Annotated in this window: 17 protein-coding genes; 11 read left to right on the top strand and 6 right to left on the bottom strand. The window is 66.1% G+C overall.

The features are described 5' to 3' along the window. Positions 1-68: 68 nt before the first annotated feature. Positions 69-743 (top strand): heavy metal response regulator transcription factor, encoded by a 675-nt coding sequence (locus tag HH213_RS09870; RefSeq protein ID WP_169112142.1) that lies wholly within the window; start codon positions 69-71, stop codon positions 741-743. Then, positions 743-2140 carry a heavy metal sensor histidine kinase gene (locus HH213_RS09865; RefSeq protein ID WP_169112141.1) on the top strand — a complete coding sequence of 466 codons (1398 nt, stop codon included), beginning with the start codon at positions 743-745 and terminating at the stop codon, positions 2138-2140. Before HH213_RS09870 ends, HH213_RS09865 begins: the two co-directional genes overlap by 1 nt. Here HH213_RS09865 and HH213_RS09860 read toward each other — a convergent pair. Continuing rightward, a complete protein-coding gene (locus tag HH213_RS09860; protein ID WP_169112140.1) occupies positions 2103-2816 on the bottom strand; it encodes a heavy metal response regulator transcription factor in 714 nt (237 codons plus the stop codon). The genes HH213_RS09865 and HH213_RS09860 overlap by 38 nt on opposite strands. A 3-nt stretch (positions 2817-2819) precedes the next feature. Further along, complete coding sequence (locus HH213_RS09855) at positions 2820-3515, bottom strand: pirin family protein (protein WP_110845799.1); 696 nt, start codon at positions 3513-3515, stop codon at positions 2820-2822. A gap of 197 nt (positions 3516-3712) precedes the next feature. On the opposite strand from HH213_RS09855, the gene HH213_RS09850 reads away from it, so the two are divergent. From HH213_RS09850 to HH213_RS09830, 5 genes are all read left to right on the top strand, one after another. Next, on the top strand, positions 3713-4771 hold the full coding sequence (locus tag HH213_RS09850) for a catalase family peroxidase (RefSeq protein ID WP_217363504.1): 1059 nt from the start codon (positions 3713-3715) through the stop codon (positions 4769-4771). A gap of 233 nt (positions 4772-5004) precedes the next feature. Then, complete coding sequence (locus HH213_RS09845; RefSeq protein WP_169112139.1) at positions 5005-7185, top strand: S53 family peptidase; 2181 nt, start codon at positions 5005-5007, stop codon at positions 7183-7185. A 234-nt stretch (positions 7186-7419) separates the two neighbouring features. Further along, positions 7420-8136: a gluconate 2-dehydrogenase subunit 3 family protein gene (locus HH213_RS09840; protein WP_110845796.1), complete on the top strand. Its 717-nt coding sequence runs from the start codon at positions 7420-7422 to the stop codon at positions 8134-8136. Between the two features lie 17 nt (positions 8137-8153). Then, positions 8154-9926 (top strand): GMC family oxidoreductase, encoded by a 1773-nt coding sequence (locus tag HH213_RS09835; protein ID WP_169112138.1) that lies wholly within the window; start codon positions 8154-8156, stop codon positions 9924-9926. Beyond that, on the top strand, positions 9923-11176 hold the full coding sequence (locus HH213_RS09830) for a c-type cytochrome (RefSeq protein ID WP_169112137.1): 1254 nt from the start codon (positions 9923-9925) through the stop codon (positions 11174-11176). Before HH213_RS09835 ends, HH213_RS09830 begins: the two co-directional genes overlap by 4 nt. A gap of 50 nt (positions 11177-11226) precedes the next feature. On the opposite strand, the gene HH213_RS09825 is transcribed toward HH213_RS09830, so the two are convergent. Continuing rightward, positions 11227-11820 (bottom strand): hypothetical protein, encoded by a 594-nt coding sequence (locus HH213_RS09825; protein WP_169112136.1) that lies wholly within the window; start codon positions 11818-11820, stop codon positions 11227-11229. Positions 11821-11957: 137 nt separating this feature from the next. On the opposite strand from HH213_RS09825, the gene grxC reads away from it, so the two are divergent. From grxC to HH213_RS09805, 4 genes are all read left to right on the top strand, one after another. Next, positions 11958-12215, top strand: a complete 258-nt coding sequence (gene grxC, locus HH213_RS09820; RefSeq protein ID WP_110846647.1) for a glutaredoxin 3 — start codon at positions 11958-11960, stop codon at positions 12213-12215. Positions 12216-12300: 85 nt separating this feature from the next. Next, a complete protein-coding gene (locus HH213_RS09815; RefSeq protein ID WP_169112135.1) occupies positions 12301-12849 on the top strand; it encodes a lipocalin family protein in 549 nt (182 codons plus the stop codon). Positions 12850-12911: 62 nt separating this feature from the next. Further along, the gene (locus tag HH213_RS09810) at positions 12912-14090 is read left to right on the top strand and encodes a M48 family metalloprotease (protein WP_169112134.1); all 1179 of its coding nucleotides are present in this window, start codon (positions 12912-12914) and stop codon (positions 14088-14090) included. Then, positions 14087-19201, top strand: coding sequence for an AAA domain-containing protein (locus HH213_RS09805; RefSeq protein WP_169112133.1), 5115 nt, complete (start codon positions 14087-14089; stop codon positions 19199-19201). Before HH213_RS09810 ends, HH213_RS09805 begins: the two co-directional genes overlap by 4 nt. Here HH213_RS09805 and HH213_RS09800 read toward each other — a convergent pair. The 3 genes from HH213_RS09800 to HH213_RS09790 form a co-directional block, all read right to left on the bottom strand. After that, a complete protein-coding gene (locus tag HH213_RS09800) occupies positions 19198-20073 on the bottom strand; it encodes a LysR family transcriptional regulator (protein WP_169112132.1) in 876 nt (291 codons plus the stop codon). The genes HH213_RS09805 and HH213_RS09800 overlap by 4 nt on opposite strands. A 9-nt stretch (positions 20074-20082) precedes the next feature. Continuing rightward, a complete protein-coding gene (locus tag HH213_RS09795; protein WP_169112131.1) occupies positions 20083-21087 on the bottom strand; it encodes a YeiH family protein in 1005 nt (334 codons plus the stop codon). A 149-nt stretch (positions 21088-21236) separates the two neighbouring features. Further along, the gene (locus HH213_RS09790; protein WP_169112130.1) at positions 21237-23186 is read right to left on the bottom strand and encodes a phosphatase PAP2 family protein; all 1950 of its coding nucleotides are present in this window, start codon (positions 23184-23186) and stop codon (positions 21237-21239) included. Between the last annotated feature and the right edge of the window lie 8 nt (positions 23187-23194).

Here is a 23194-nt window from a genome sequence, read left to right as displayed (position 1 = left end):
ATCTCTGTCAGATTGCTGTCCCCGGGCTGCGACTAAAGTCTGGCTTTGGATTGCAACAAGGACCGATCATGAGACTCCTGGTGATAGAAGACGAACCCAAGGCCGGCGAATATGTGCGCACCGGTCTGACCGAATCCGGCTATGTGGTGGACCTGGCCCGCAACGGCAAGTACGGCCTGCACATGGCGCATGAATTCCGCTACGACCTGATTTTGCTGGATGTAATGATGCCGGAGATGGATGGCTGGGAGGTGATGCGCCAACTGGATAAATCGGCCGGCGTGCCGGTACTGTTTCTGACGGCGCGCGGCACGCTGGAGGACAAGCTCAAGGGACTGGAACTCGGCGCGGAAGACTATCTGGTCAAGCCGTTTTCGTTTGCCGAACTGCTGGCGCGCATCCGCGTTGCGCTGCGGCGTGGCAGTCAGCAGCGCGTGGACGATATGCTGCGCATCGCCGATCTGGAAATCGATGTGCCGAAGCGGCGCGTGGTGCGGGGCAATCAACGCATCACGCTGACCAACAAGGAGTTCGCGCTGTTACAGTTCTTCGTGCAGAACCAGGGCCAGGTGCTGTCGCGTTCCCTGATCGCCTCGCGCGTGTGGGACATGAACTTCGACAGCGACACCAATGTCGTCGACGTGGCGGTGCGCCGCCTGCGCCAGAAAATCGACGAACCGTTCGCCACGCGCCTGATCCAGACCGTACATGGCGTCGGCTATCGTTGCGAAGCGGGGGCGTGATGCGCTCGTCACTGGCCGCCCGCCTGGCGCTGCTGTTTGCCTGCCTGTCGTTCGCGGCGCTGGCGGCGGTTGGCGCTGTACTGTACAACTCGCTGGCGCGGCATCTGGCCGACCGCGACGATGCGGCGCTGGTGGCGCGCGTGGAGCAGATCCGCACGCTGCTGCAGGAAACCGACCTGATCTCGCTGATCCACCAGAAGCCGCAACTGTTCGCCAATATGCTGGGCAACCGCGAAGCCTTGCTGGTGTTGCGCTTTGCCGGACAGGCGCCGCTGATCGAGGTGAATCCCAGCCGCACGCCGGTGCCGGCAGTGGCGCCGATGCGCACCAGTGCGCCGCTAGCGCTGACCGACGTCCAGCACGCGCAGGAACGGGGCGGCATCCCGTTTTCGGTGCTGGCCATTTCGACCGCCATTTCCGGTTCGCGGCAAGACCTGGAGATCATCGCCGGCCGCCTGATGACGGAACGCAGCCGCGTATTGCGGGCCTATCGCAACGAGATCTTGCTGGTGGCCTCGTGCGGCGCCTTGCTGCTGGCCGGCCTGGCCTGGTGGGGCGCGCGGCGCGGCTTGCGGCCGCTGCGCGCGCTGGCGCATCAGACCGCCGCTATCGGTGTGCGCAACCTGTCGACCCGCATCGACGCGCAGAATGCGCCGCGCGAACTGGCGCCGCTGATCGAGGGCTTCAACGGCATGCTGGACCGGCTGGACCGCAGCTTCACGCAACTGAGCCAGGTCTCGGCCGACATGGCGCATGATTTGCGCACGCCGATCGGCAATCTGCTGGGCCAGACCGAAGTGGCGCTGGGCCAGAAGCGCGATGTCGCCTACTATGAAAAACTGCTGGGTTCCAATTTTGAGGAATTGCAGCGGCTGTCCAAGATGACCGACAACATGCTGTTCCTGGCGCGCGCCGAGAACGCGGACAACGCCATCGCCCGCAAGCGCCTGCCGCTGGCCGATGAGCTGGAACGCATGGTCGATTATTTCGAGGGCGTGGCCGAGGAACGCGAGGTGCGCATCGCGCTGCACGGCGACGGCATCGTCTGGGCCGACCAGACCTTGCTGCGGCGCGCCTTGGGTAATTTGATGGCCAATGCGGTGCGCTATGCCGAGCCGGGATCGATCATTGTGCTGTCGGCCGTGGCGCATGCCAGTGGCATTGACCTCAGCGTCGAGAACCGTGGTCCAACCATTCCGCCGCAGCATCTGGCACGCATCTTCGACCGCTTCTACCGTGCCGATCCGGCCCGCGCCGATTCGGCGGCGTTCAGCGGCTTGGGGCTGTCGATCGTGCGCAGCATCATGACCTTGCATCAGGGGCGGTGGCAGGCCACCAGCCAGGATGGTGTGACGCGCTTTACACTGCGCTTTCCGCACGAGCCGGCGCGGCCTTGACTTCGGCCTCGGCTTCGCAGCGATAGCCGACGCCGTGTACCGTGTGGATCAGGCGCACGGCAAACGGCGCGTCGATCTTCTGGCGCAGGCGGCGTACGGCGACATCGACGACGTTGGTGTCGCTGTCGAAATTCATGTCCCAGACGCGCGAGGCAATCAGCGAGCGCGACAACGCCAGTCCCTGATGCTCGACGAAAAAGGTCAGCAGCGTGAATTCCTGGTTGGTCAGCGAGAGCCGCTGGCCGGCGCGGGTCACCCGGCGCGTCAGTACATCGAGGTGCAGGTCGGCGATGCGCAAGCCGTCTTCCGGCCGGCCTTGGTGGTTTCGGCGCAGCGCAATGCGGATGCGCGCCAGCAGCTCGGCGAAGGAGAACGGTTTGCCCAGATAGTCTTCGGCGCCGAGTTCCAGACCCTTGAGGCGGTCGGCCAGTTCGTCGCGCGCCGACAGGAAAATCACCGGTGCGGCCGGCGACGGGCCGAGCTGCCGCATCACTTCCCAGCCGTCCATGCCAGGCATGCTCACGTCCAGCAGGATCAGGTCGTAATGCAGCGTGGTGGCCAGGTGCAGGCCGTCCTGTCCGTTGCGGGCCAGATCGACCACGTAGCCCGATTCGTCCAGGCCGGCGCGCAGGTAGTCGCCGGTCTTGGGGTCATTTTCGATCACCAGGATTTTCATATCCTAAGCGACTTCCACCATGACCAGCTCACTGTCCTGCAAGGCGATGATGTGGGTGGCTTCCACGCCCAGCACCACCGCGCCGTCGCCCATCGTCATGATTTCGCCGTCGATATCGATCCGGCCGGACGCCACCACCAGATAAGCCTGACGCGCCAGGCCGAGCGGATGGCGCAGGTAGGCGCCGGCCTTCAGCATGGCGCTGAGCACGCGGGCGTCGGCGTTGACCGGCAGCGCCGTCTCGTCGCCGGGCAGGCCACTGGCCAGCACCGTGAAGCTGTTGCCCGGCTCGCGTGGAATGGGCCGTGTTTCCCAGCGCGGCTCGGCGTCCGGCGTGCGCGGCTTCAGCCAGATCTGGTACACCCGCAGCGGCACTTTGCCGTGGTTGGCTTCCGCGTGCCGGATGCCGGTGCCGGCGCTCATCACCTGCACTTCGCCGCCGTGCAGCAGCCCTTCCGAGCCGAGACTGTCGCGGTGCTGCAGCACGCCGTGCCGCACGTAGCTGACGATCTCCACCGCGCGGTGGCCGTGCATGGGGAAGCCGGCGCCGACGGCCACTTCGTCGTCGTTCCAGACGTAGAGCGGACCGAGCGCGCTGTGCTCCGGGTTGCCTTGCGGATCGACGCGGAAATGGTAGCTGGCGCGCAGCCAGGGCAGGGTATTGCGGTCGAGCGACTTGTAGCGGCGATGTAAAAGCATGGTTTCCTCACTAACGAGGAATCCAGTGTATTTTGTGCAGCCCGCTGTGTAAATTGGGAGAAAGTGGAATCACTATCCATGTGGCTGCACAATAAACGCGTTCTGCTGTCATCTATTTGTAATCCTTGCGTCATGGCTTGGTCACCGCCGGGTTTTTATAGTGGGACGCGTTCAACCCCTACTGACCCAAGGAGAAAATGATGGCTGATACACCGGAAAATCTACATCGCAGGAATACTTTACTTCAGGCTGTGCGCCTGTCCGTGGCCGGCACCTTGGCCGCGTCCGGCGCGGCGGCGCTGGCCAGTCCCGCCGCGCCGGATGAGGCAGCGGCGGCCACCGCCGAGAAAGCCATCGATACGCTGGAAGGTACGTATGGCACACACAAAGGCCAGCGGCGCAACCACACCAAGGGTATCGGTGCGATGGGCACCTTTGTCGGCAATCCGGAGGCCGCGGCGCCGTACTCGCGTTCGCTGCTGTTTTCGGGCGCGCCGATTGATGTGGTGGCGCGCTTCTCCATCGCCGGCGGCAACCCCAGGGTCGAGGACAAGGAAAAAAGCACGCGTGGACTGGGGCTGGAGTTTCGCCTGCCGGGCGGCGGCATGCATCACATCACCATGCTGAATACGCCGATGTTTTTCGCCCGCATGCCGGCCACCTTCATCGCCAAGTTTGCCGCCGTCAAGCCGGACCCGACCACCGGCAAGCCGATGCCGGAGAAGGTCAAGGCCTTCAACGCCACGCATCCGGACGCCGCATCGCAAACCATGTTCCTGACCGAGCACAACCCTCCGCCCAGCTATGCCAACAGTGCTTTCTACGGCATCCATACCTTCAAGTTCGTCAACCAGGCCAATCACGTTACGCTGGTGCGCTGGCGGTTTGTGCCGCGCGATGGCGAGAAGAGTCTGAGCGATGCGGACATGGCGTCGGCGCCGGATGATTTCCTGTACGCGGCGCTGACCGAGCGCCTCAAGCACGGGCCGGTCGAGTGGGACATGCTGGTGGCCATCGGCGAGCCGGGCGATTCGGAAACCGATCCGACCATCCTGTGGCCGAAGCAGCGCAAGGAAATCAATGTCGGCACGCTGACGCTGACCTCGGCCGCGCCACCGGAAACCGCCGCCAGCAACCGCATCAATTTCGACCCGCTGGTGATGGCGGACGGCATCCTGCCGACCGAAGATCCGATCCTGCTGTTCCGCTCGCCGTCCTACGCGTATTCGTACGCGCGGCGCCAGAGCGAAGGCTGAACGCGCGCAATTGAAATCGCGCTGGCCTGGGCGGCGTTCCCAGGGGGGCACGCCGCCCACCCCACGGGAACATTTTCAGGCAGATAATCAAAGTAGGGCAATCATGGCAGCGCGTTAACAGCTTTACACGAATTTACGTGGTATTTGGGTGTTAATTGCCTCAAGGTAATTTGTTTCCATGTGGGAATTTGATAGTATTTGCTGACCACTTCTGCCTTTCCTGCGAGACCGCCATGTCCCTTTTCTCCCGCCACAGCCGCCTGGCTGTACCGCTGACCTGCATCGCCGCTTTGCTGAGCGCCTGCGGCGGCACCACCACCGATAGCACCGCCAATACGGCCCAGTTGCAAGCGGCGCCGTTGGCCACCGCCACCACGATCCTGCAACTGGATCCGGCCACCTTGCCGGAAGCCGACGCGCAGCAGCTGGCGGTACCGGCGTTCCACATGGCGCCGGTGTTGCTGGAGACGCCGGCCGACGCCAATGCCGATGCCGCCGCGCCGGCCGCCGTGCACACGCAAACCGTGCCGACCGAGTTCCGTGGCATCAGCTCGCGCCGCCTGACATTGCAAGGCTTGCGCCAGGTCCAGGCGGCCCGCAGCCAGAGCACCAGCAGTGGCAGCAGCGTTGACGGCAGCACCGACAGCAGCGCAACCGCCAGCACCACCGCCGCGCCGCTGGCCACGACCACCACCGTGGCGACCTACACGCCGGCGCAGATCCGCGCCGCTTATGGCCTGCCGACGCTGCCGGCCAGCTACACCGGCCTGACCGCCGCGCAAGCAGCCCAGCTTGGCGCCGGCCAGACTATCTACATTGTCGACGCCCAGCACAATCCGAACGTGGCAGCCGAGCTGGCCGCGTTCAACACCAAATTCAGCCTGCCGGCGTGCACCACCAAGACGGTGGCCACCACGGCCACGCTGCCGCTGGCGACCGCGTCGTCGTCGGCCTGCGAATTGTCGGTGGTGTACAGCACCGCCGCCGGCGGCATGACCGCCACCGCGCCGACCTATGATTCCGGCTGGGCCACCGAGATTGCGCTGGACGTGCAGTGGGCCCACGCCACCGCGCCGCTGGCGCGCATCGTGCTGATCGAAGCAGCCAGCTCCAGCTACAACAATCTGCTGGGCGGCATCAAGCTGGCTAACGCAATGGGCCCGGGGATCGTGTCGATGAGTTTTGGCGGCAGCGAGAGCAGCGGCACCAGCTCGGCCGAGAGCGCATTCGCAGCCAGCGGCATGACTTACCTGGCCGCCACCGGCGACTCCGGCGCCGCCGTGTCGTGGCCGTCGTCATCGGCCAAGGTGCTGGCGGTCGGCGGCACCACGCTGACCTACACCGGCGGCACCCGCTCGGAAGTGGTGTGGTCCAGCACCGGCGGCGGCGTCAGCGCCTATGTGGCGACGCCAAGCTACCAGAGCACCGCCGTCCCCGGCATGGGCAGCGCCGTGCGCCGCACGGTGGCCGATGTCGCCTTCAACGCCGACCCGAACAGCGGCCAGTACGTGGCCGTGATCGCCTCCGGCACCTCCACCGTCAAGTGGGCCAGCGTCGGCGGCACCAGCCTGGCGACGCCGCAATGGGCCGGCCTGATCGCCGTCAGCAATGCGCTGCGCGCCGTCAACGGCAAGGCCGCGCTGGGTGCACCGCATGTGGCGCTGTACACCAATATTTCGACCGTTCCAGGCACTTACGCCAGCACCTTCGCCGATATCACCAAGGGTAGCCACGGTACGTGCTCGGCCTGTAGCGGCGAAGTCGGCTACGACCAGGCCACCGGCCTTGGCACGCCGAACGCTACTGCGCTGCTGTCGACCTTGTCCGGTCTGACGGTGCAGACCGCGCCGGTGGTTGCCCCCGCCAGCATCAGCGGCAAGGCCGGCACGGCGCTGAGCTTTACCGTGGCGGTGACCGCCAGCAATGCGTTGACCTACACACTGAGCGGCGCGCCGTCCGGCATGAGCATCAGCAGCGCCGGCGTGGTCAGCTGGGCGACGCCGGTGGCCGGCACCTATAGCGTGACCGTCACCGCCAAGGACAGCAAGACCGGCTTGAGCGGTCAGGGCGTGTACACGGTGACGATCGCGGCTGCTACCACCACCACCACCGGCACGACGACGACGACCACCGCCGCCGCCGGCAGCGGCCCGGTCATCAAGGCCACCACCATGAGCGGCGTCGCCGGCCGCGCGCTGAGCGGCACCATCAGCATCACCGACGCCACCAGCAAATCGATCTCGGTCAGCATCTCCGGCGCACCGCTGGGCATGAGCTTCCAGGTCAGCGGCATGCAGATTGTCGCCAACTGGGCCTCGCCGCAGACCGGCAGCTATACGCTCAAAGTGGTCGCCACCGATGGCAACGGCGCCAGTGCTTCGGCCTCGATACCGGTAACGGTCAACGCCCGCTAAGCCGCACCAGCACTCAGCTCCAGCCCGGCCACGCGCCGGGCTTTTTTGTATCTGTCCCTCCCAAAGCGGGATGGCGGGGGCTGCGGACAGCGCTACATTCTGTTATAGTTCGGCAATAATTGGTCTGACCAATTATGGTTTGGTCAGGCCATAATTACATAAGTGTAATATTGCCAAACAGAATACAGCGCCTGCTGACGGTGCTGTCCTCCTCACTTTCACTACACGCTACCTATGTCCAAAGACAAATTCAGTCCGTCTCGCCGGACGATACTCATGGCGACTGCAGCGGCCGTTCCTCTGGTTTCCGTGCCGGTCTACCGCGCTGCCCGCGCCGACGGCCTGGAAGGCGTTGAACTGGCGCAGTACCAGCCGGTCTTCTTCTCGGCAGCCGAATGGCAATTCCTGCTGGCCGCTTGCGACCGCCTGATTCCGGCCGAAGGCCGTGGTCCCGGCGCACTGGAAACCAATGTGCCGGTGTTCATCGACCAGCAGCTGCACAACGGCCTCGGCGACGACGTCTACATGGCCGGTCCGCACAAGGCCGATGCGCCATCGACGCTGGGCTTCCAGGGCACCTTCACGCCGCAGCAGTCGTACCGCACCGGCATCAAGCTGGCGCAGCAAGTCGCGCAGCAGAAACACGGCAAGCCGTTCGAGCAGTTGGCGCCGGCCGACAAGGACGCGCTGCTGACCGCGCTGCAAAAGAACGAGATCGTGTTTGCTGACCTCGGCGAACCGGGCCTGAAGGCGTCGTCGTTCTTCAACCAGATGCTGGGCGACGCCAAGAACGGTTACCTGGCCGACCCTATGTACGGCGGCAACAAGGACATGAAGGCCTGGGTCGCGATCGGCTTCCCCGGCGCCCGCGCGGCGTACACGGAATGGGTTGACCAGCACAACGTCAAGTACCCGTTGGGTCCGGTCAGCGTCAGCGGTAAGCGTGCTTAAAAAGAAGAAAGTTAAACATGTCAAACATCACTAACGACGAAGTCGACGTCGTCATCGTCGGCCTCGGTTGGGCCGGCTCCATCATGGCCATCGAACTGGCCAAAGAAGGTTTGAAAGTACGCGCGCTGGAGCGCGGCCCGGACCGTCCGCCGGAAGATTTCGCCTACCCGAAACCAGCCGACCAGTATGCCTACGCGATCAAGAACAAGGTGTTCGCCACCCCGCGCGACGCCGCGCTGACGGTACGCTACAACGACAGCGAAACCGCGCTGCCCACCCGCAAGTGGGGCGCGTTTGCGCCCGGCACCGGCGTCGGCGGCTCCGGCCTGCACTGGACAGGCGTGCTGATCCGCCCGACCACCACCGACCTCAAGCTCAAGACCTATGCCGACCACGCCTACAAGCGCGGCTCGCTCGACCCGGACATGCGCATCAAGGACTTCCCGTTCAGCTGGGAAGAGATCGAACCGTTCTACGACAAGTTCGACAAAATCTGCGGCCTGTCCGGCACCACCGGCAATCTGAAGGGTGTGATCCAGCCGGGCGGCGATCCGTTTGAAGGTCCGCGTTCCAGCCCGTATCCGCTGCCGGCGCTGCACGACACCTACAACAGCTCGCTGTTCGCCGCCACCGCGAAAAAGATGGGCTACCACCCGTTCCCGAACCCATCGGCCAACGTCTCGCAGGCCTGGACCAACCCGTACGGCGCGCAACTGGCGCCGTGCAACTACTGCGGCTACTGCTCCAAGTACCCGTGCCTGAACTATTCGAAAGCCTCGCCGCAGACCACCATCCTGGACGTGGTCAAGCGCATGCCGAACTTCAGCTACCGCGCCAATGCCAACGTCATCCGTGTTGACCTGCACGCCGACAAGAAGACCGCCAAGGGCGTCACCTACATCGACGAGAACAAGAACGAAGTGTTCCAGCCGGCCAAGATCGTCATCCTGTCCAGCTTCCAGTTCGCCAACGTGCGCCTGATGATGTTGTCGGGCATCGGCCAGATCTACAATCCGCTGACCGAAACCGGCACCATCGGCCGCAACTACGCCTTCCTGAGCAATGGCGACGCCACCCTGTTCTTCAAGGACAAGCACTTCAACCCGTTCGCCACCGCCGGCGCCACCGGCGAAATGTTCAACGACATCTCGCCCGGTAACTTTGAAGACGGCATCAAGCTGGGCTTCATCGGCGGCGCCAAGATCCACAGCTCGCAAGCGACCGGCGCACCGATCGGCACCTCGCTGCCGAAGGGCACGCCAGGCTGGGGCAAGGGCTGGAAAGAAGGCATGGTCGACTGGTATGGCCGCTCGATGAAAATCGGCATCACCACCACCTGTCAGTCGTATCGCGGCCACCACCTCGATCTGGACCCGAACTACAAGGACCCATGGGGCCAGCCGCTGCTGCGCATGACCTTCGACTGGCGCCAGAACGAACTCAAGCTGCAACGCTACCTGCGCGACATCGTGCTCGGCATCGCCAAGGAACTGGGCCCGGATTCGATCAGCGAAAACTTCCTGGCGCTCGATTCGCACTGGGACATTACCAAGTACGTGTCGACCCACAACGTGGGGGGCGCCATCATGGGCGATTCGCCGCGCGACTCGGCGCTGAACCGCTACCTGCAATCGTGGGACGTGCACAACGTGTTCGTGCCGGGCGGGAATGCCTTCCCGCAGAACTTCCAGGCCAATCCGACCGCGACCATCGGTGCCATCACGCTGTTTGCCGCTGAAGCGATCAAGAACCAATACCTGAAAAACCCTGGCCCGCTGGTGCAAGTATGATCAACAAACTGACGCAATTCCTCACCACCGCAGTGCTGGCGCTGGCCGGCGCTGCCGCCAACGCCGCCCCGGACCAGGCGCTGATACAGCGCGGCGAATACCTGGCGCGCGCCGGCGACTGTATCGCCTGCCACAGCGCGGCCGGCAAGCCGGCGTTTGCCGGCGGCCTGGCCATCGACAGCGGCCACGGCATCATCTACTCGACCAACATCACGCCGGACAAGCAGCATGGCATTGGCGCGTATTCGGAGAAGCAATTCGCCGACGCCGTCCGCAAAGGCGTGCGCGCCGATGGCACGCACCTGTATCCGGCCATGCCGTATACCAGCTACGCCAAGGTCAACGACGCCGACATCAAGGCGCTGTACGCGTTCTTCCAGTCGGGCGTGAAACCGGCGGCGTATGACCCGCCGGCCACCAGCATGAACTTCCCGTTCAATCTGCGCTGGGGCATGGGCGTGTGGAACTACCTGTTCGCCGACACCAAACCGTTCGTGGCGCAAGCTGGCTGGAGCGACAAGGTCACGCAGGGCGCGTATCTGGTGGAAGGCCTGGGTCACTGCTCCAGCTGCCACACGCCGCGCGGCTTCGCGATGAACGAGAAAGCCGGCAACAGCGGCCAGCCGAAATTCCTCGCCGGCGGTGAGCTGAACGACTGGCCGGTGCCATCGCTGCGCGGCCTGCCACGCTGGAGCGAAGCGCAGATCGTCGACTACCTGCAAACCGGCCGCAACCACGGTTCGGCGGTGGCGGGCGAGATGACGGCGGTGGTCGAGCACAGCACCTCGCGGCTGCAGGATGCCGATCTGCAAGCGGTGGCGGCCTACCTCAAGCAGCTGACGCCGGTGCCGCCACGCGGTCCTGCCGTCAAGCCGCAGGGCAAGGAAGAAACCGCGCGCAAGCTGACGGCAGCCGTCAACCTGACGCTGGGCGAACGCCTGTACCTGGATAACTGCGCCGCCTGTCACTTTGTCAATGGCCAGGGCGCCAGCCGCGTGTTCCCTGAGCTGGATGGAGCGACCGTGATCAATGCCGACAATCCGACCGCGCTGGTCAACGTCGTGCTGCATGGTGCGCGCACGCCATCGACCGAGAAAGCGCCGTCGATCCTGGTGATGCCAGACTTCTCGCGCCGCCTGAGCGATGCCGAGGTCGCCTCGCTGGCCACTTTCCTGCGCCAGGGCTGGAGCAACAGCGCCGACAGCGTGTCCGAACGCGACGTCGCCAGGATCCGCGCCAAAGCCCACTAAAATTCGGGGTCAGTTCTGCCCAATATACACGAGCCCGGCCGTAGTGACACCTACTGCTGGGCTTGTGTACGTTTGGAAGAACTGACCCCGGGTTTGTCGCGGTTGCGGATGGCGTTGAGTTGCTTGAGTTCTTTGTCGCTGGCGTTGGCCAGCAGGGCTTCGTGGGCCTTACCCAGCTCGACGTAGTGGGCTTGTTCGGGCGTCAACGCCTGGCCACGCAGCGCCCAGCTGGTCAGGGCGCCGGTGGCCATGCAGCACAGCAGCACCAGCACCGTGTAGACGGCGATCCAGCCGCCAGTCTTGAATTGCAGCAGGTTCAGCGACAGGCTGGTCTTGCGCGCCGCCTCGGTGGCTTCCGCCAGCCGCGCGATCATGTCGCTGACCGCCGCCTGGGTCGCATGGGTAGCCGCAGCGCTGGCCTCGACGGCGGCGCGGTCGGCGATGTGCTGCGCGTCGGCGCCGACCCGCACCGCTTCTGCAATCTTGCTGTCAATCTGGCTCAGGCCGGCATTCGCCAGCCGCACCAGCTTGTCGCAGTTGGCGATCTGCCGCGTGACGTTCGCCACTTCGCCGTGAAAACGTTCCACCTCCTTGGCGTGGGCGTCGAGCTTGTCGTTGAAGAGATCGAGTTCGGCTTGGTTCATGGCGAGGTCGGCAGGTGATCGATGTTGCCTATCATACCGCCTTCCCCGTGCGACGAATAAGCAAAATGCTGCAGCTTGCGAGCATGGTCCGTTGCGCCCGCCTGGTGCATACTGTGTCCATCAATCAGGAGGACATCATGACTCAAGTAACCATTTATACCAGCCCGATTTGCGGCTATTGCAGCATGGCCAAACGGCTGTTGGCCGGCAAAGGCGTGACCGTCAACGAGATCGATGCCGGCAGCGACCCGCAGGCGATGCAGGAGATGATGACGCGCAGCGGCCGCCGCACGGTGCCGCAGATTTTCTTCGGCGCGCGCCACATCGGCGGCTATGACGATCTGGTCAAGCTCGACCGCGCCGGCGAATTCGACGCCGCGCTGGCCGCCGGCTGATCGTCCTGGCGCGGGGGCCCGGCCGGCGTGCGCCCCGGCCGGCCCAAACCGATTACCATGACGGTTTCACCGATGGGATAGCCGCATGAAAACTTTACTGTCCGCCGCCGCCCTGGCGCTGTGCTGTGGCGGTGCGCTGGCCGCCGAGGCGCCGCTGGCCACCATCGCCGCACTGGATGTACCGCGCTACATGGGTACCTGGCACGAGATCGCCAAGTTCCCCAATTCCTTCCAGCGCAAGTGCGTTGCCGCCACCACCGCCACGTATGCCTTGCAGAAGGACGGCAAGGTGCAGGTGGTCAACCGCTGCCAGACCGCCGGCGGCGACATGATCGAAGCCACCGCCGAGGCGCGCCAGGTCGGCGCCGCCACTTCGCCCAAGCTGCAGGTGCGCTTTGCGCCGGCCTGGCTGTCGTTCCTGCCGATGGTGTGGGCTGACTACTGGGTGCTCGATATCGCTGACGGGTACCAACTGGCCGCCGTCGGCGAGCCGCGCCGCGAATACCTGTGGATCCTGGCGCGTACGCCGACCGTGTCGCCGGCGGCCTACGAGGCGCTGGTCGATCGCCTGACCCGCCAGGGTTTCGATACCAGCCAGCTGGTGAAGACGCCGGCCGCCAAACCGGCGCCCTAGCACGCTACAGGCGTGGCAAGAATGCCTTATGATGAAGGCTGTTCAACCAGCGCCCGTGCCCATTGGAACCGACTACTTATCACCTCGCCGTTTGCGACTACCTGGAGCGGCGGGAGCCGGAACTGTGGCAATGGATCGCCGCCAGCCGCCAGCAGCACGACCCCGAGCTGCGCCTGCACTTGCTCAAGACCACCTACCAGCTGAGCCGCGAAGCGCACGCTGCGCTACATGCCGCCGTGGCGCTGGCGGCGCAGCGGCTCGGCATTGCGCCCGAGGTGGCGCTGTACCAGGCCCAGCATGACAGCCAGCCCAATGTGGCGATCCTGATCGAGGACCAGGCGGCCCATATCGTGTTCAGCGGCCCGGTACTGGAACTGCTGGACGCGGCCGAACTGCAAGCCGTGATCGGCCACGAGCTGGCGCATTACGAGCTGTGGCAGCGTGACGGCGGCAGGTACTGGATCGGCAGCCGGCTGGTCGAGCGCCTTGCGGCGGAAGAGGCCGGCGTCGGCGAGTGGCACCACACGGCGCTGCGTTACCAGCAATATATGGAAATCTATGCCGACCGCGGCGCCTACCAGGTGTGCCAGGATATCGCGCCGTGCATCGCCAGCCTGGTCAAGATCCAGACCGGACTCAAGCAGGTGCACGTCGACAGCTATCTGGAGCAGGCCGACCGCATCCTGGCGCATGAGGGCGTGGTGAGCGAGGCGGTCAGCCATCCGCAATCGTTTATCCGGGCCCGCGCGCTGGCGCTGCATGCGGCCGGTGCGTCCGATTGCGACGCCACGCTGGCGCAATGGCTGGACGGCGCGCTGGCGCCGGACACGCTCGACATCCTCGGCCAGGTCGAGGTGGCCGCGCTGACGCGCAGCGTGGTGGCCGGTCTGCTGGCCTCGCCATGGTTCAACAGCGAAACCGTGCGCGCGCTGGCGCGGCGCTACTGGGACGATTTCCTGCCCGGCGAACCGCCCGCCGAGCGCCACCTGGGCGTGGTGGGCCAGGTGCGCCTGCCGCAGCCGCACCAGCTCGATGAATACCTGTCCTTCGTACTGCTCGACTTCGCCTGCGCCGATCCGGCGCTGGAAGAACTGCCGATGGCGGCCGCGTTGCAGCTGGCCCAGCAGCTGGACATCGCCGATGCGTTCGAGCGCGCGGTCCTGAAGGAAACCAAGCTGAAGAAAACCGCCGTGGCCAGATTGCGCGCCATGACGATCCCCACCGATATCCACCGCCCATGACCAACCCGACCCACAGTTTTTTCGACTTCCTCGCCACCCTGCACGATACGCCGCAGACCGAGGACTTGCAGGCCTGGCTGCTGCCGCTGCTGGAGCAGGTGGCGACGCTGCACGCGCAGGACCAGGTGGCGCCACTGCAGGGCGTGGCCAGCCTGCGCTTCGATTACAACCAGCTGTGGTTTGAACAGGGCCTGGCCGGTGCGCCGCAACGGGCGGACGCCAAAGTGGCCGCGCTCGATCCGCTGACCACGCTCACCGTCAGCGCCCGTCTGTATCAGGATGAAGCGCGACAGCGCAACCTCGTGCTCGGCGCGGTGCCGCAGGGCGACGACGGCCTGACGGCGCCGCAGTATCTGCCGGGCTACGTGGCGTGGGAACACACGCTCGGCCATCACGATCCGCTGACTGACATTTTCGTGCTGGGCCTGGTACTGGTGAGCGCGGCCTGCCGCCTCAACCTGTCCAACGAGGACGACCTGGCGCGCTTTGTGGCCCACCGCCACAACCTGTTCGCGCTGAATGACCGCCTCAATCCGGTCTGGGCGCGCACTATCGTCCGCATGACCGAGCTGTCGCGCCATCGCCGCCAGCCGGATTTGCAGGAAGCGCTGCACACGCTGCGCAACTACCGCGTACTGGAAGTGCCGCCGGCGTTGCCGGAAACGGCGACGGGCGAAGGCGAGCGCAGCCGCCAGTTGCAGGCGCATCTGCGCGACCGCCTGTTTGAGGTCTCGCGTCGCAACAAACTGCTGTACTTCAAGCCGTCGCAGCAGACGTTGAACCTGACCATGGGCTCGTTCCCTTTGATGCTGGACGTGCGCAACGTCAAGGAACAGCAACTGTTTTATTGGCATGACGCGGTGGCGCGCCAGGTCTGCAGCGAGGCCGCCATTCCGCTGCAAAAATACCTGCGCTTCGAGGACTTGCCGTTCCTGCCGGCGCAGCTGGACACGATCCGCGCCAGCGCCCAGCGCGATCAGGCCGAGTACGGCTTCTCGCAGCTGCGGCTGGCCGTGTGCATGCTGCGCTGGCATAACTTCAAGGAAGACAAGGATGAGCGCATCACCACGCCGCTGCTGCTGTTGCCGGTGACGCTGACGCGCAAGAAGGGCGTGCGCGACACTTACCAGTTGCAGGCCACCACTTCGGTGGCGGAAGTCAATCCGGTGCTGCGCCACGTACTGCGCCAGGTGTATGGCATCGAGCTGCCGGAGAGCATCGACCTCGACCAGCCGCTGGATGACTTCCACGCGCAGTTCGAGCAGCAGATCCGCCAGTCGGAGCCGGGCATCACGCTGCACAAGATCGACCGCCCGCAGATCCAGCTGATCCGCCGCCAGGCGCGCGCGCGGCTGGACCAGTTCGAGCGCCGCCGCAAGAAGCTGAGTGGCCTGAGTCGCCGCAGCTACGGCGAGTTCGAGTACAGCTACGATGCCGCCGCCTACCATCCGCTCGGCGTGCAGCTGTTCCTCGACCGCGTCAAGCCGCAGCCGGCGCCGCTGGCGTCGGTGGTGGGCAAGCCGCGCCCGCTGCACATGGCGGCGCCGGATGCTGTCACTGCACCCGCCACCGTCGAGCAGGAAGTCTACGCGGTCGACCAGGAGCGCCCGGGCACGCCGTACGATTGGGAATTCGATCTGTGCGCGCTCACGCTGGGCAACTTCAATTACCGCAAGATGTCGCTGGTGCAGGACTACAACGCGCTGCTGCGAGAGAATCTGGCCAGCCCGGCGTTCGACGGCATCTTTTCGCTGGCGCCGCGGCGTGCCTTTGCCGAATCGGCGCCGGCGCCGTCGCTGGGCGAGCAGTTTACCGTGGTGCCGCAGGACCCGACCCAGGCGCGCGCCATCGCCCACGCGCGCAGCGGCGCCAGCATGATCATCCAGGGGCCGCCCGGCACCGGCAAGTCGCAGACCATCACCAACCTGATCGCCGATTACGTTGCGCGCGGCAAGCGCATCATGTTTGTCTGCGCCAAGCGCGCCGCCATCGACGTCGTCTATCACCGGCTGCAGCAGCACGGGCTGGAGCAGTTGTGCGCGATGATCCACGATTCGCAGGGCGACAAAAAAGCCTTCGTGATGGATCTGAAGGCCTGCTACGAAACGTGGATGGCGCCGGCGGCCGATCCGCACCAGGCCGAGCAGGAACGTGCCGCGCTGCTGGCGCTGGCCGACGGCGAACAGGCGCAGCTGGCCGCATTCTCCGCCCACATGACGCAGTCGCCCGACAGCCTGGGCATTCCACTGCGCCAGCTATACCAGCGCATCGCGCAGCTGACCGGCAGCATCGACGCGCACCAGGCCAGCGCGGAAGACATCGCGTCGCTGCCCGACTACGCGCTGTGGGCCGCGCATGGCCCGGTGTATCTGGCGCTGGCCGCGCGGCTGCGCGACGCGGGCCAGGACCCATGCCTGGCGCATCTGCCGTTGCGCTACCTGCATCCACAGCTGCTGGCGGCGCCGCAGCCGGCGGCGGCGTTGCGCTCCGCAGTACAGACGACGCTACCGCTGCTACGCCAGCTGCAACAGGCGCTGGTCGGGCTGCCGCCCGAGTTGTGGCGCGACGTGGCGCAGCTGCGCGCGCTCGGCGCCTATCTGCAAGCGGTGCGGCCGCTGCTGCAACGCCGGTTGCCGGAATTGCTGGACGCCGGCCAGCCGCGCAGCGCGGCCTTCCTCAAGCTGCATCGGCAGTACGCGACGCAGCACACGGCGGCACAGGCGGCAGCGGCGCAGAGCGCGCACTGGCGCGTGCGGCTGTCGGCCGCCGAGGTGGCGGCAGCGTTACCGCAGGCGGCGGCCGTCGAGCAATCGTGGCTGGGCTGGCTCAAGCCGGCCTGGTGGCAGCTGCGCGGCTTATTCAAGTCGCATTACGACATGGCGGCGCATGCGGTGCAGCCGCGCTGGAGCGACGCCCTGCGCTGGCTGCAGCAGGATTACGACGCGGCGGCGGCACTGGCCGCCACCGTGGCGGAGATCGACAGTAGCTGGCAGGTTGACGATGTGGACGCCTTCAGCGTTCAGGTCGAGCAGCTGCACGCGCGCAGCGCCGCCTTGTCGCCGGCGTTGCTATTGTTCCAGTACGCCCTGAGCAGCGGTGCTTACGCCGACTTGCCGGGCTTGCTGGCGCTGGAACCGCTGTGCACTGCCGCCTTGCGCGCGCTGGACGCCGGCTGGACCGATGTCGAGCACCTGACGCTGCCGCAATTGCAGGACGAGGTGGCGGCGGGAGAGACGGCCGGCGCCTGGTTGCCGCTGGTGGCGCCCGGACTGTCGGCCTTGCAGCAGACGCCGCCGGCGTTCGCTCACGCCGCGCGCAGTTGGCAGGGTCAACCGGAAGCGCTGGAGATGGCCATGGCGCGCGCCTCGCTGATGCGGCTGTACCGTGACGATGCCGCGCTGGCGCGCCAGGACGGCGTCCAGCTCGATCAGTTGTGCGCGCGGCTCGGCGGCCACCTGCGCGAGTTGCAGGCCCTCAACGCCCGCGTGATCCTGGAACGACGCCGCAACCACTTCCTGGCCCAGCTGGCGCTGGCCAACAGCGGCGCCGGCCAGCTGGACGCGGTGCAGAAGGAATTCAAGAAAGCCTATACCGCCGGCCGGCGCGAGCTGGAAAACGAGTTTTCCAAGGTGATGCGCTACAAGGCCATCCGCGAGCTGGCGTCCGGTCCGTCCGGGCTGGTGGTGCGCGACCTGAAACCGGTGTGGATGATGAGCCCGCTGTCGATCTCCGACACGCTGCCGCTGGAAGCCGATTACTTCGACGTCGTTATCTTCGACGAGGCCAGTCAGATCCCGGTGGAGGAAGCGGTGCCGTCGCTGTACCGCGGCCCGCAGGTGATCGTGGTGGGTGACGAGATGCAGCTGCCGCCGACCAATTTCTTCGGTACACAGGCCGATCCGGACGAGGCGGATGAGGAGCTGCTGGCTGACCTCAGCAGCGACAGCTTCCTCAACCAGGCCGCCAAGAGCCTGCCGTCCACCATGCTGCAATGGCACTACCGCAGCCGGTCGGAGGCGCTGATCACGTTCTCCAACCACCGTTTCTACGACGGCAGCCTGCTGACCATCCCCGACCACGCGCTGGTGCAGCCGGCCCTGCCGATCACGCTGCGCGCCGGCGATGCGGTGGCGCCGGCGCTGGCGCAGGCCTTGCAGCGGCCGATCAGTTTCCATTACCTGACCGACGGCCTGTACCGCGATCGCCGCAATCCGGCCGAGGCTGGCTACATCGCGCAGCTGGTGCGCCAGCTACTGAACGACAGCCACGGCCCCGGCCTGACGCTGGGCGTGGTGGCGTTCTCCGAGGCGCAGCAGGACGAGATCATCCAGGCGCTGAAGACCTTGGCCGGCCAGGACCCGGCGTTCTCGGCGCTGCTGGATGCGGCCTACGAGCGCGAAGAGGACGGCCAGTTCTGCGGCCTGTTCATCAAGAACCTGGAAAACGTCCAGGGCGACGAGCGCGACCTGATCATCATGAGTGTCTGCTACGGCTACGACAGCCAGCGCAAGATGCTGATGAACTTCGGGCCGATCAACCGCGCCGGCGGCGAGAAGCGGCTCAACGTGGTGTTCTCGCGTGCCAAGCGGCATATGTTCCTGGTGTCGAGTATCAAGCACAGCGATATCCGCAACGACTACAACCCGGGCGCGTTCGCCCTCAAAGCGTATTTGCAGTTCGCCGAACTGTCGTCGGTGGGTGACCAGGCCGGCGCGCGCCAGGTGATTGCATTGATGGGCGGCAAGGTGACCGTGCAGCGCCGCGCCGAACTGCATCCGGTGGTGGCGCAACTGCGCGCCGCCTTGCTCGAGCGCGGCTGGGAGGTCGATACCGGCATCGGCGAATCCAGCCTGCGCTGCGACCTCGGCGTGCGGCACGCCGGCGACACTGCCTATCGCCTCGGCATCCTGGTCGATACCGACGCGCATTACGCGTCCGCTGACCTGGTCGAGCGTTACCTGCAGCAGCCCGGATTGCTGGCCGGCGCCGGCTGGCGTTTGCTGCGCGTGCTGAGCAAGGATTGGGTGGCGCAGCCGGAGCTGGTGCTGAAACAGGTAGTGGACGCGCTGGCGTCGGCGCAGACGGTCGGCAGCGACACCAAAGCTGCTTAACCGAGCAGTCGCGCCAGGGCCTGGACGGCGCGGCTGGGCGGCCGCTGCCGATGCAGCAGCAGCGAGAAGGGGCGTGGCGGCAGGTCGAGGTTGACCTTGCATAGCAGCCCCGCTTGCAGATGCGGCGCCACCACCAGTTCCGACACCACCGTGGCATAGGCGCCGGCCATGGCGGCGCTGCGCACCGCTTCGTTGGACGGCAGCGCCAGTGCCACCTTTAGCTGCGCTGGCGCGACGCCCAGCGCCGCCAGCTGCGTCTCAAACGCCGAACGCGTGCCGGAACCCGGTTCGCGCAGAATCCAGTCAGCCGCCAGCAGCGCCGCCGCATCCACCGCGCGGCCATCGGCCCACGGATGGGAGGGCGCCACCACCGCCACCAACTGGTCATGCGCCACCACGGTGGCGGTCAGCTCAGGCGCATCGACGCCGTCTTCCACCAGCCCGAGATCGGCCGCGCCGTCGCGCACCGCCTGCGCGACGCTGCTGGTGTTGCCGATAGTGAGGCTAAGTTCGATTTGCGGATACTGGCGGTGGAAGGCCAGCAGCAACGGCGGCAGCCAATAGCTGGCAATCGTCTGGCTGGCGTGCAGCGCCACCGCGCCGCGTTGCAGGCCGGCCAGCTCGGCCAGCGCCAGTTCGGCGTTACGGGCCGCCGCCAGCGTGGCGCGCGCCTCGGCCAGGAACAGCCGGCCGGCATCGTTTAGTTCGATGCGGCGGCCGACGCGGTCGAACAGCGGCGTGTCGTAGCGTTCTTCCAATGCGCGCAACGCGGCGCTGACGGCCGAGGGCGTCAGCGCCAACACCGCCGCCGCCTGGGTCAGATGTTCGCGCTCGGCGACGGCGACGAAGATGCGCAGTTGTTCCAGCGTCATGCAGCTTCCTTAGGCGATGTGCAGAAAATGGATCAGGCCGAGGCTGATGGCGCACAGCACCAGCAGCGACAGCACGACCACCATGGTAACCCGGCCACCGGCGCGCAGCACGCTGCGGGCGTCGACGCCTAGGCCCAGCGCCGCCATCGACATCACGGTCAGGAAGCTACTGGCGGCCTGGGCCGGCTTCAGCAGCGCCGGCGGCAGCAGGCCGGCCGAACGCAGCGCCATTAGCGCCAGGAAGCCGGCGATGAACCACGGCACCAGCGCCGACAGCCGCAACCGTTGACGTGGCGCGTCACCAGCCTGCGGGCCGAACAGCGACAGCAGCAGCACGACCGGCCCCAGCATCAATACCCGCACCAGCTTGACCAGGGTACCGACATGGGCACTGGTCAGCGATACCGCGCCGGTGGCGGCCAGCACCTGCGGCACGGCGTACACGGTGAGGCCGGCAAACACGCCGTACTGGCTGGCCGACAGCGACAGCAGCGGCATGGCCAACGGCAGCAGCAGGACCACGATGACGCCCAGCACGGCGGTGAACGAGATCGACGCCGCCACGTCCTCGCCATCGGCATCGATTACCGGCGCCACGGCGGCGATGGCGGAATTGCCGCAGATTGAGTTACCGCAGGCGATCAGCAGGGCCAGCTTGGCGGATAGGCCGCTCAGGCGGCCGATGGCGTAGCTGCAGCCGATCGCCAGCCCCACCACGCCGGCGATACCGGTCAGCAGCATCCAGCCATTGGCCAGCAGCGCGCCGGCGCTGACGGTTGCGCCGAGCAGCAGCACCGCCAGTTCCAGCAAGGTCTTGGCGCTGAAGTGGATGCCGGCGTCCCAGCGCGCCGACAGGGGCGTCAGCGTGCGCAGCGCGGTACCCAGCAGGATGGCGAGCACGAGGCTTTCCAGCCAGGCGCGGCCGAACAGGGCGGTCTCGGCCTGCGCCAGCCCGCAGGCGACAGCGGTGACGACGGCGCACAGCAGCAGTCCAGGAAGGATTTTGGTTGACATTGCTTATTCCTTATTCAAATTCCGAATAAGCAAAGTATGAAACCGCATATCCATGCAGTCCATTGATATGTTCTGCACAAATCATTCGATTTTATAAAACAAAACGCCCGTTCGGCGTGACTCCGAACGGGCGTGAAGCTGGCTTCGGTTTAGCCCAGCGTCAGGGTCAGCGTGGCGCCGCCGTAGTTCGGCGTCACGTTGCTAAAGCCGTCCACCGTGATGGTGGTGAACTTGCCTTTCAGGCTGCCGGCGGTGATCACAGTTAGCACATCGCCCGCTTTCGGCTTGTAGCCGTTGGCGAATTTGATGCGCAGCGTGCCGCCGGCGATGGTGGCGGTGCCGGACACGGTCAGGCTGCCCTGGCTGCCGGCGGCTGCGCCGCCCAGATCCAGTTCCAGCGTGGTGCTGCCGCTGAGCTGGGTGTACTTGCCGGTCACTTGCAGCGCGGCCGGCGCATTGGCCACCAGCGTGCCGCCGCTGACGTAGACGTCGCCCTTGCCGAAGGCGGCCACCGAGTCGCCCTGCAGTGCGCCGGCGGTCAGTTCGGTGCCGCCGGTCCAGGTGTTGGCGCCGGCCAGTTTCAGCGTGCCCGTGCCTTGCTTGACCAGCTTGCCCGCGCCGCTGATGTCGTTGCGCCAGCGGTCCACCGCGTTGAAGCCGCCCTTGCTGGCGTCCATGACGATGGTGACGTTGCCGCTGAACGAGGCATAGCCGTCGGCGGCCGCGAACAGGTTCAGACGGCCCCAGCCTTCTGCATCGTCCATTACTGGGTAGCCGGAGGTCAGCGCGGTGGTTTTCAGCACCACGCGGCGCTGGGCGTCGCTCAGGTAGGGCTGGCGCGTTTCCAGCAGCACTTCGGCGCCTTTCGGCACGGCGGCGGCGGCGTTGGTGGCGGCGATCGGCGCGAAGCCGAAGGTGCTGCGGCGCAGATAGTTGGCCTTGTTGGTGGCGTAGTCGGCGAAGCGGTCATTGGCCACGGTGCCCGATTGCGCGTAGGCGGCGAAGGTATCGGCAGTGGTGCTGGTGGCGGCCATCAGCGCGCTGTGCGCCTGGGTGACGGCGGCGGCTTTCTTGGCGGCGTTGGCTGGATCGGCCAGGTTGGCGGCGGCGCTGGCGATGCCGAGCATGCGGCCGCTGACCACGTCCAGCGGCGAGTGCATGCCGGCCAGGATGCGCATTTCGCCCAATTCCAGGCCACGGCTCAGCATTTCCTGATAGCGTTCCGGCACCGCGTAGGCCATGGCGACGGCGTCGCGCACCGCTTCGGCGGTGTGGCCGCTGGTGAATCCGCCATCGGTATTCGGAGTGGTGCTCTTGGCCGGGACCAGCGCCGGCAGCAACTGCACGCTGGTGCTCCAGCGGTAAGGACGGGCGTATTTGTAGAAGCGCTTGGCCGGTTCGGTAGAGGCGTTGTTGCCGACCAGGTTGACCAGGTCGACCACGTTGCCGAAGCTGGTGTTGGTGGCGCTGCCGACGCCGGTGTTGTTGCCGCCGTCGTTGTACAACACGGTAGTGGCGTCGGCCGCCACGCTGGTGATGGTGGTGGTCTGCTGGGCGGCGGCGCGCCAGGCGCTGGTCAGCGGTCCAAGGCCGTCGGTGATGCTGTAACCCTTGCCGCGGCGGTCATCCAGATACGCTTGGACGGCCTGGTCGGCGGTGCGGTTGGTGGTGGCTTTGACCACGTAGTCGATGTTGGCCTGGTGTACGGTGGCGTTGAGCACGGTGCCGTCCGGCGTGCCGTCGCCCGGTACGCCGGACCAGGTCGATGCGACCACGGCCGGGAAGGCGCCATTGGCTGGCGCGGTCACGCCGGCGTCGACGATTTGCGTCAGCGGTTTCCAGATGCTCAGGAAGCCGCCCAGGATGCGCACGCCGGCGTTGGTGTCGAGCGTCGCGTAGCGGGCGTCGCCGCGCTGGTTGGTGGCGATGGTGTCAACAAACGCGGTGGCGGTCGGCAAGGCGACGCTTTCCGCTGCGCCCTGGTCGGCGGGCGCGGCTGGAATGACCAGCGGCTCGTCGTTGGAAGAGCCACCGCAGGCGCTCAGCGCGGCGGCAATGCTCAGGGCCAGGATCAGGGGGCGGGCAGGAAGCAGGTGCATATCGGTAT

It is taken from the genome of Duganella dendranthematis, assembly GCF_012849375.1.
Lineage (GTDB): Bacteria > Pseudomonadota > Gammaproteobacteria > Burkholderiales > Burkholderiaceae_D > Rugamonas > Rugamonas dendranthematis.
Note: the sequence above shows the minus strand (reverse complement) of the source record. Positions and strands in the feature narration are given on the sequence as shown.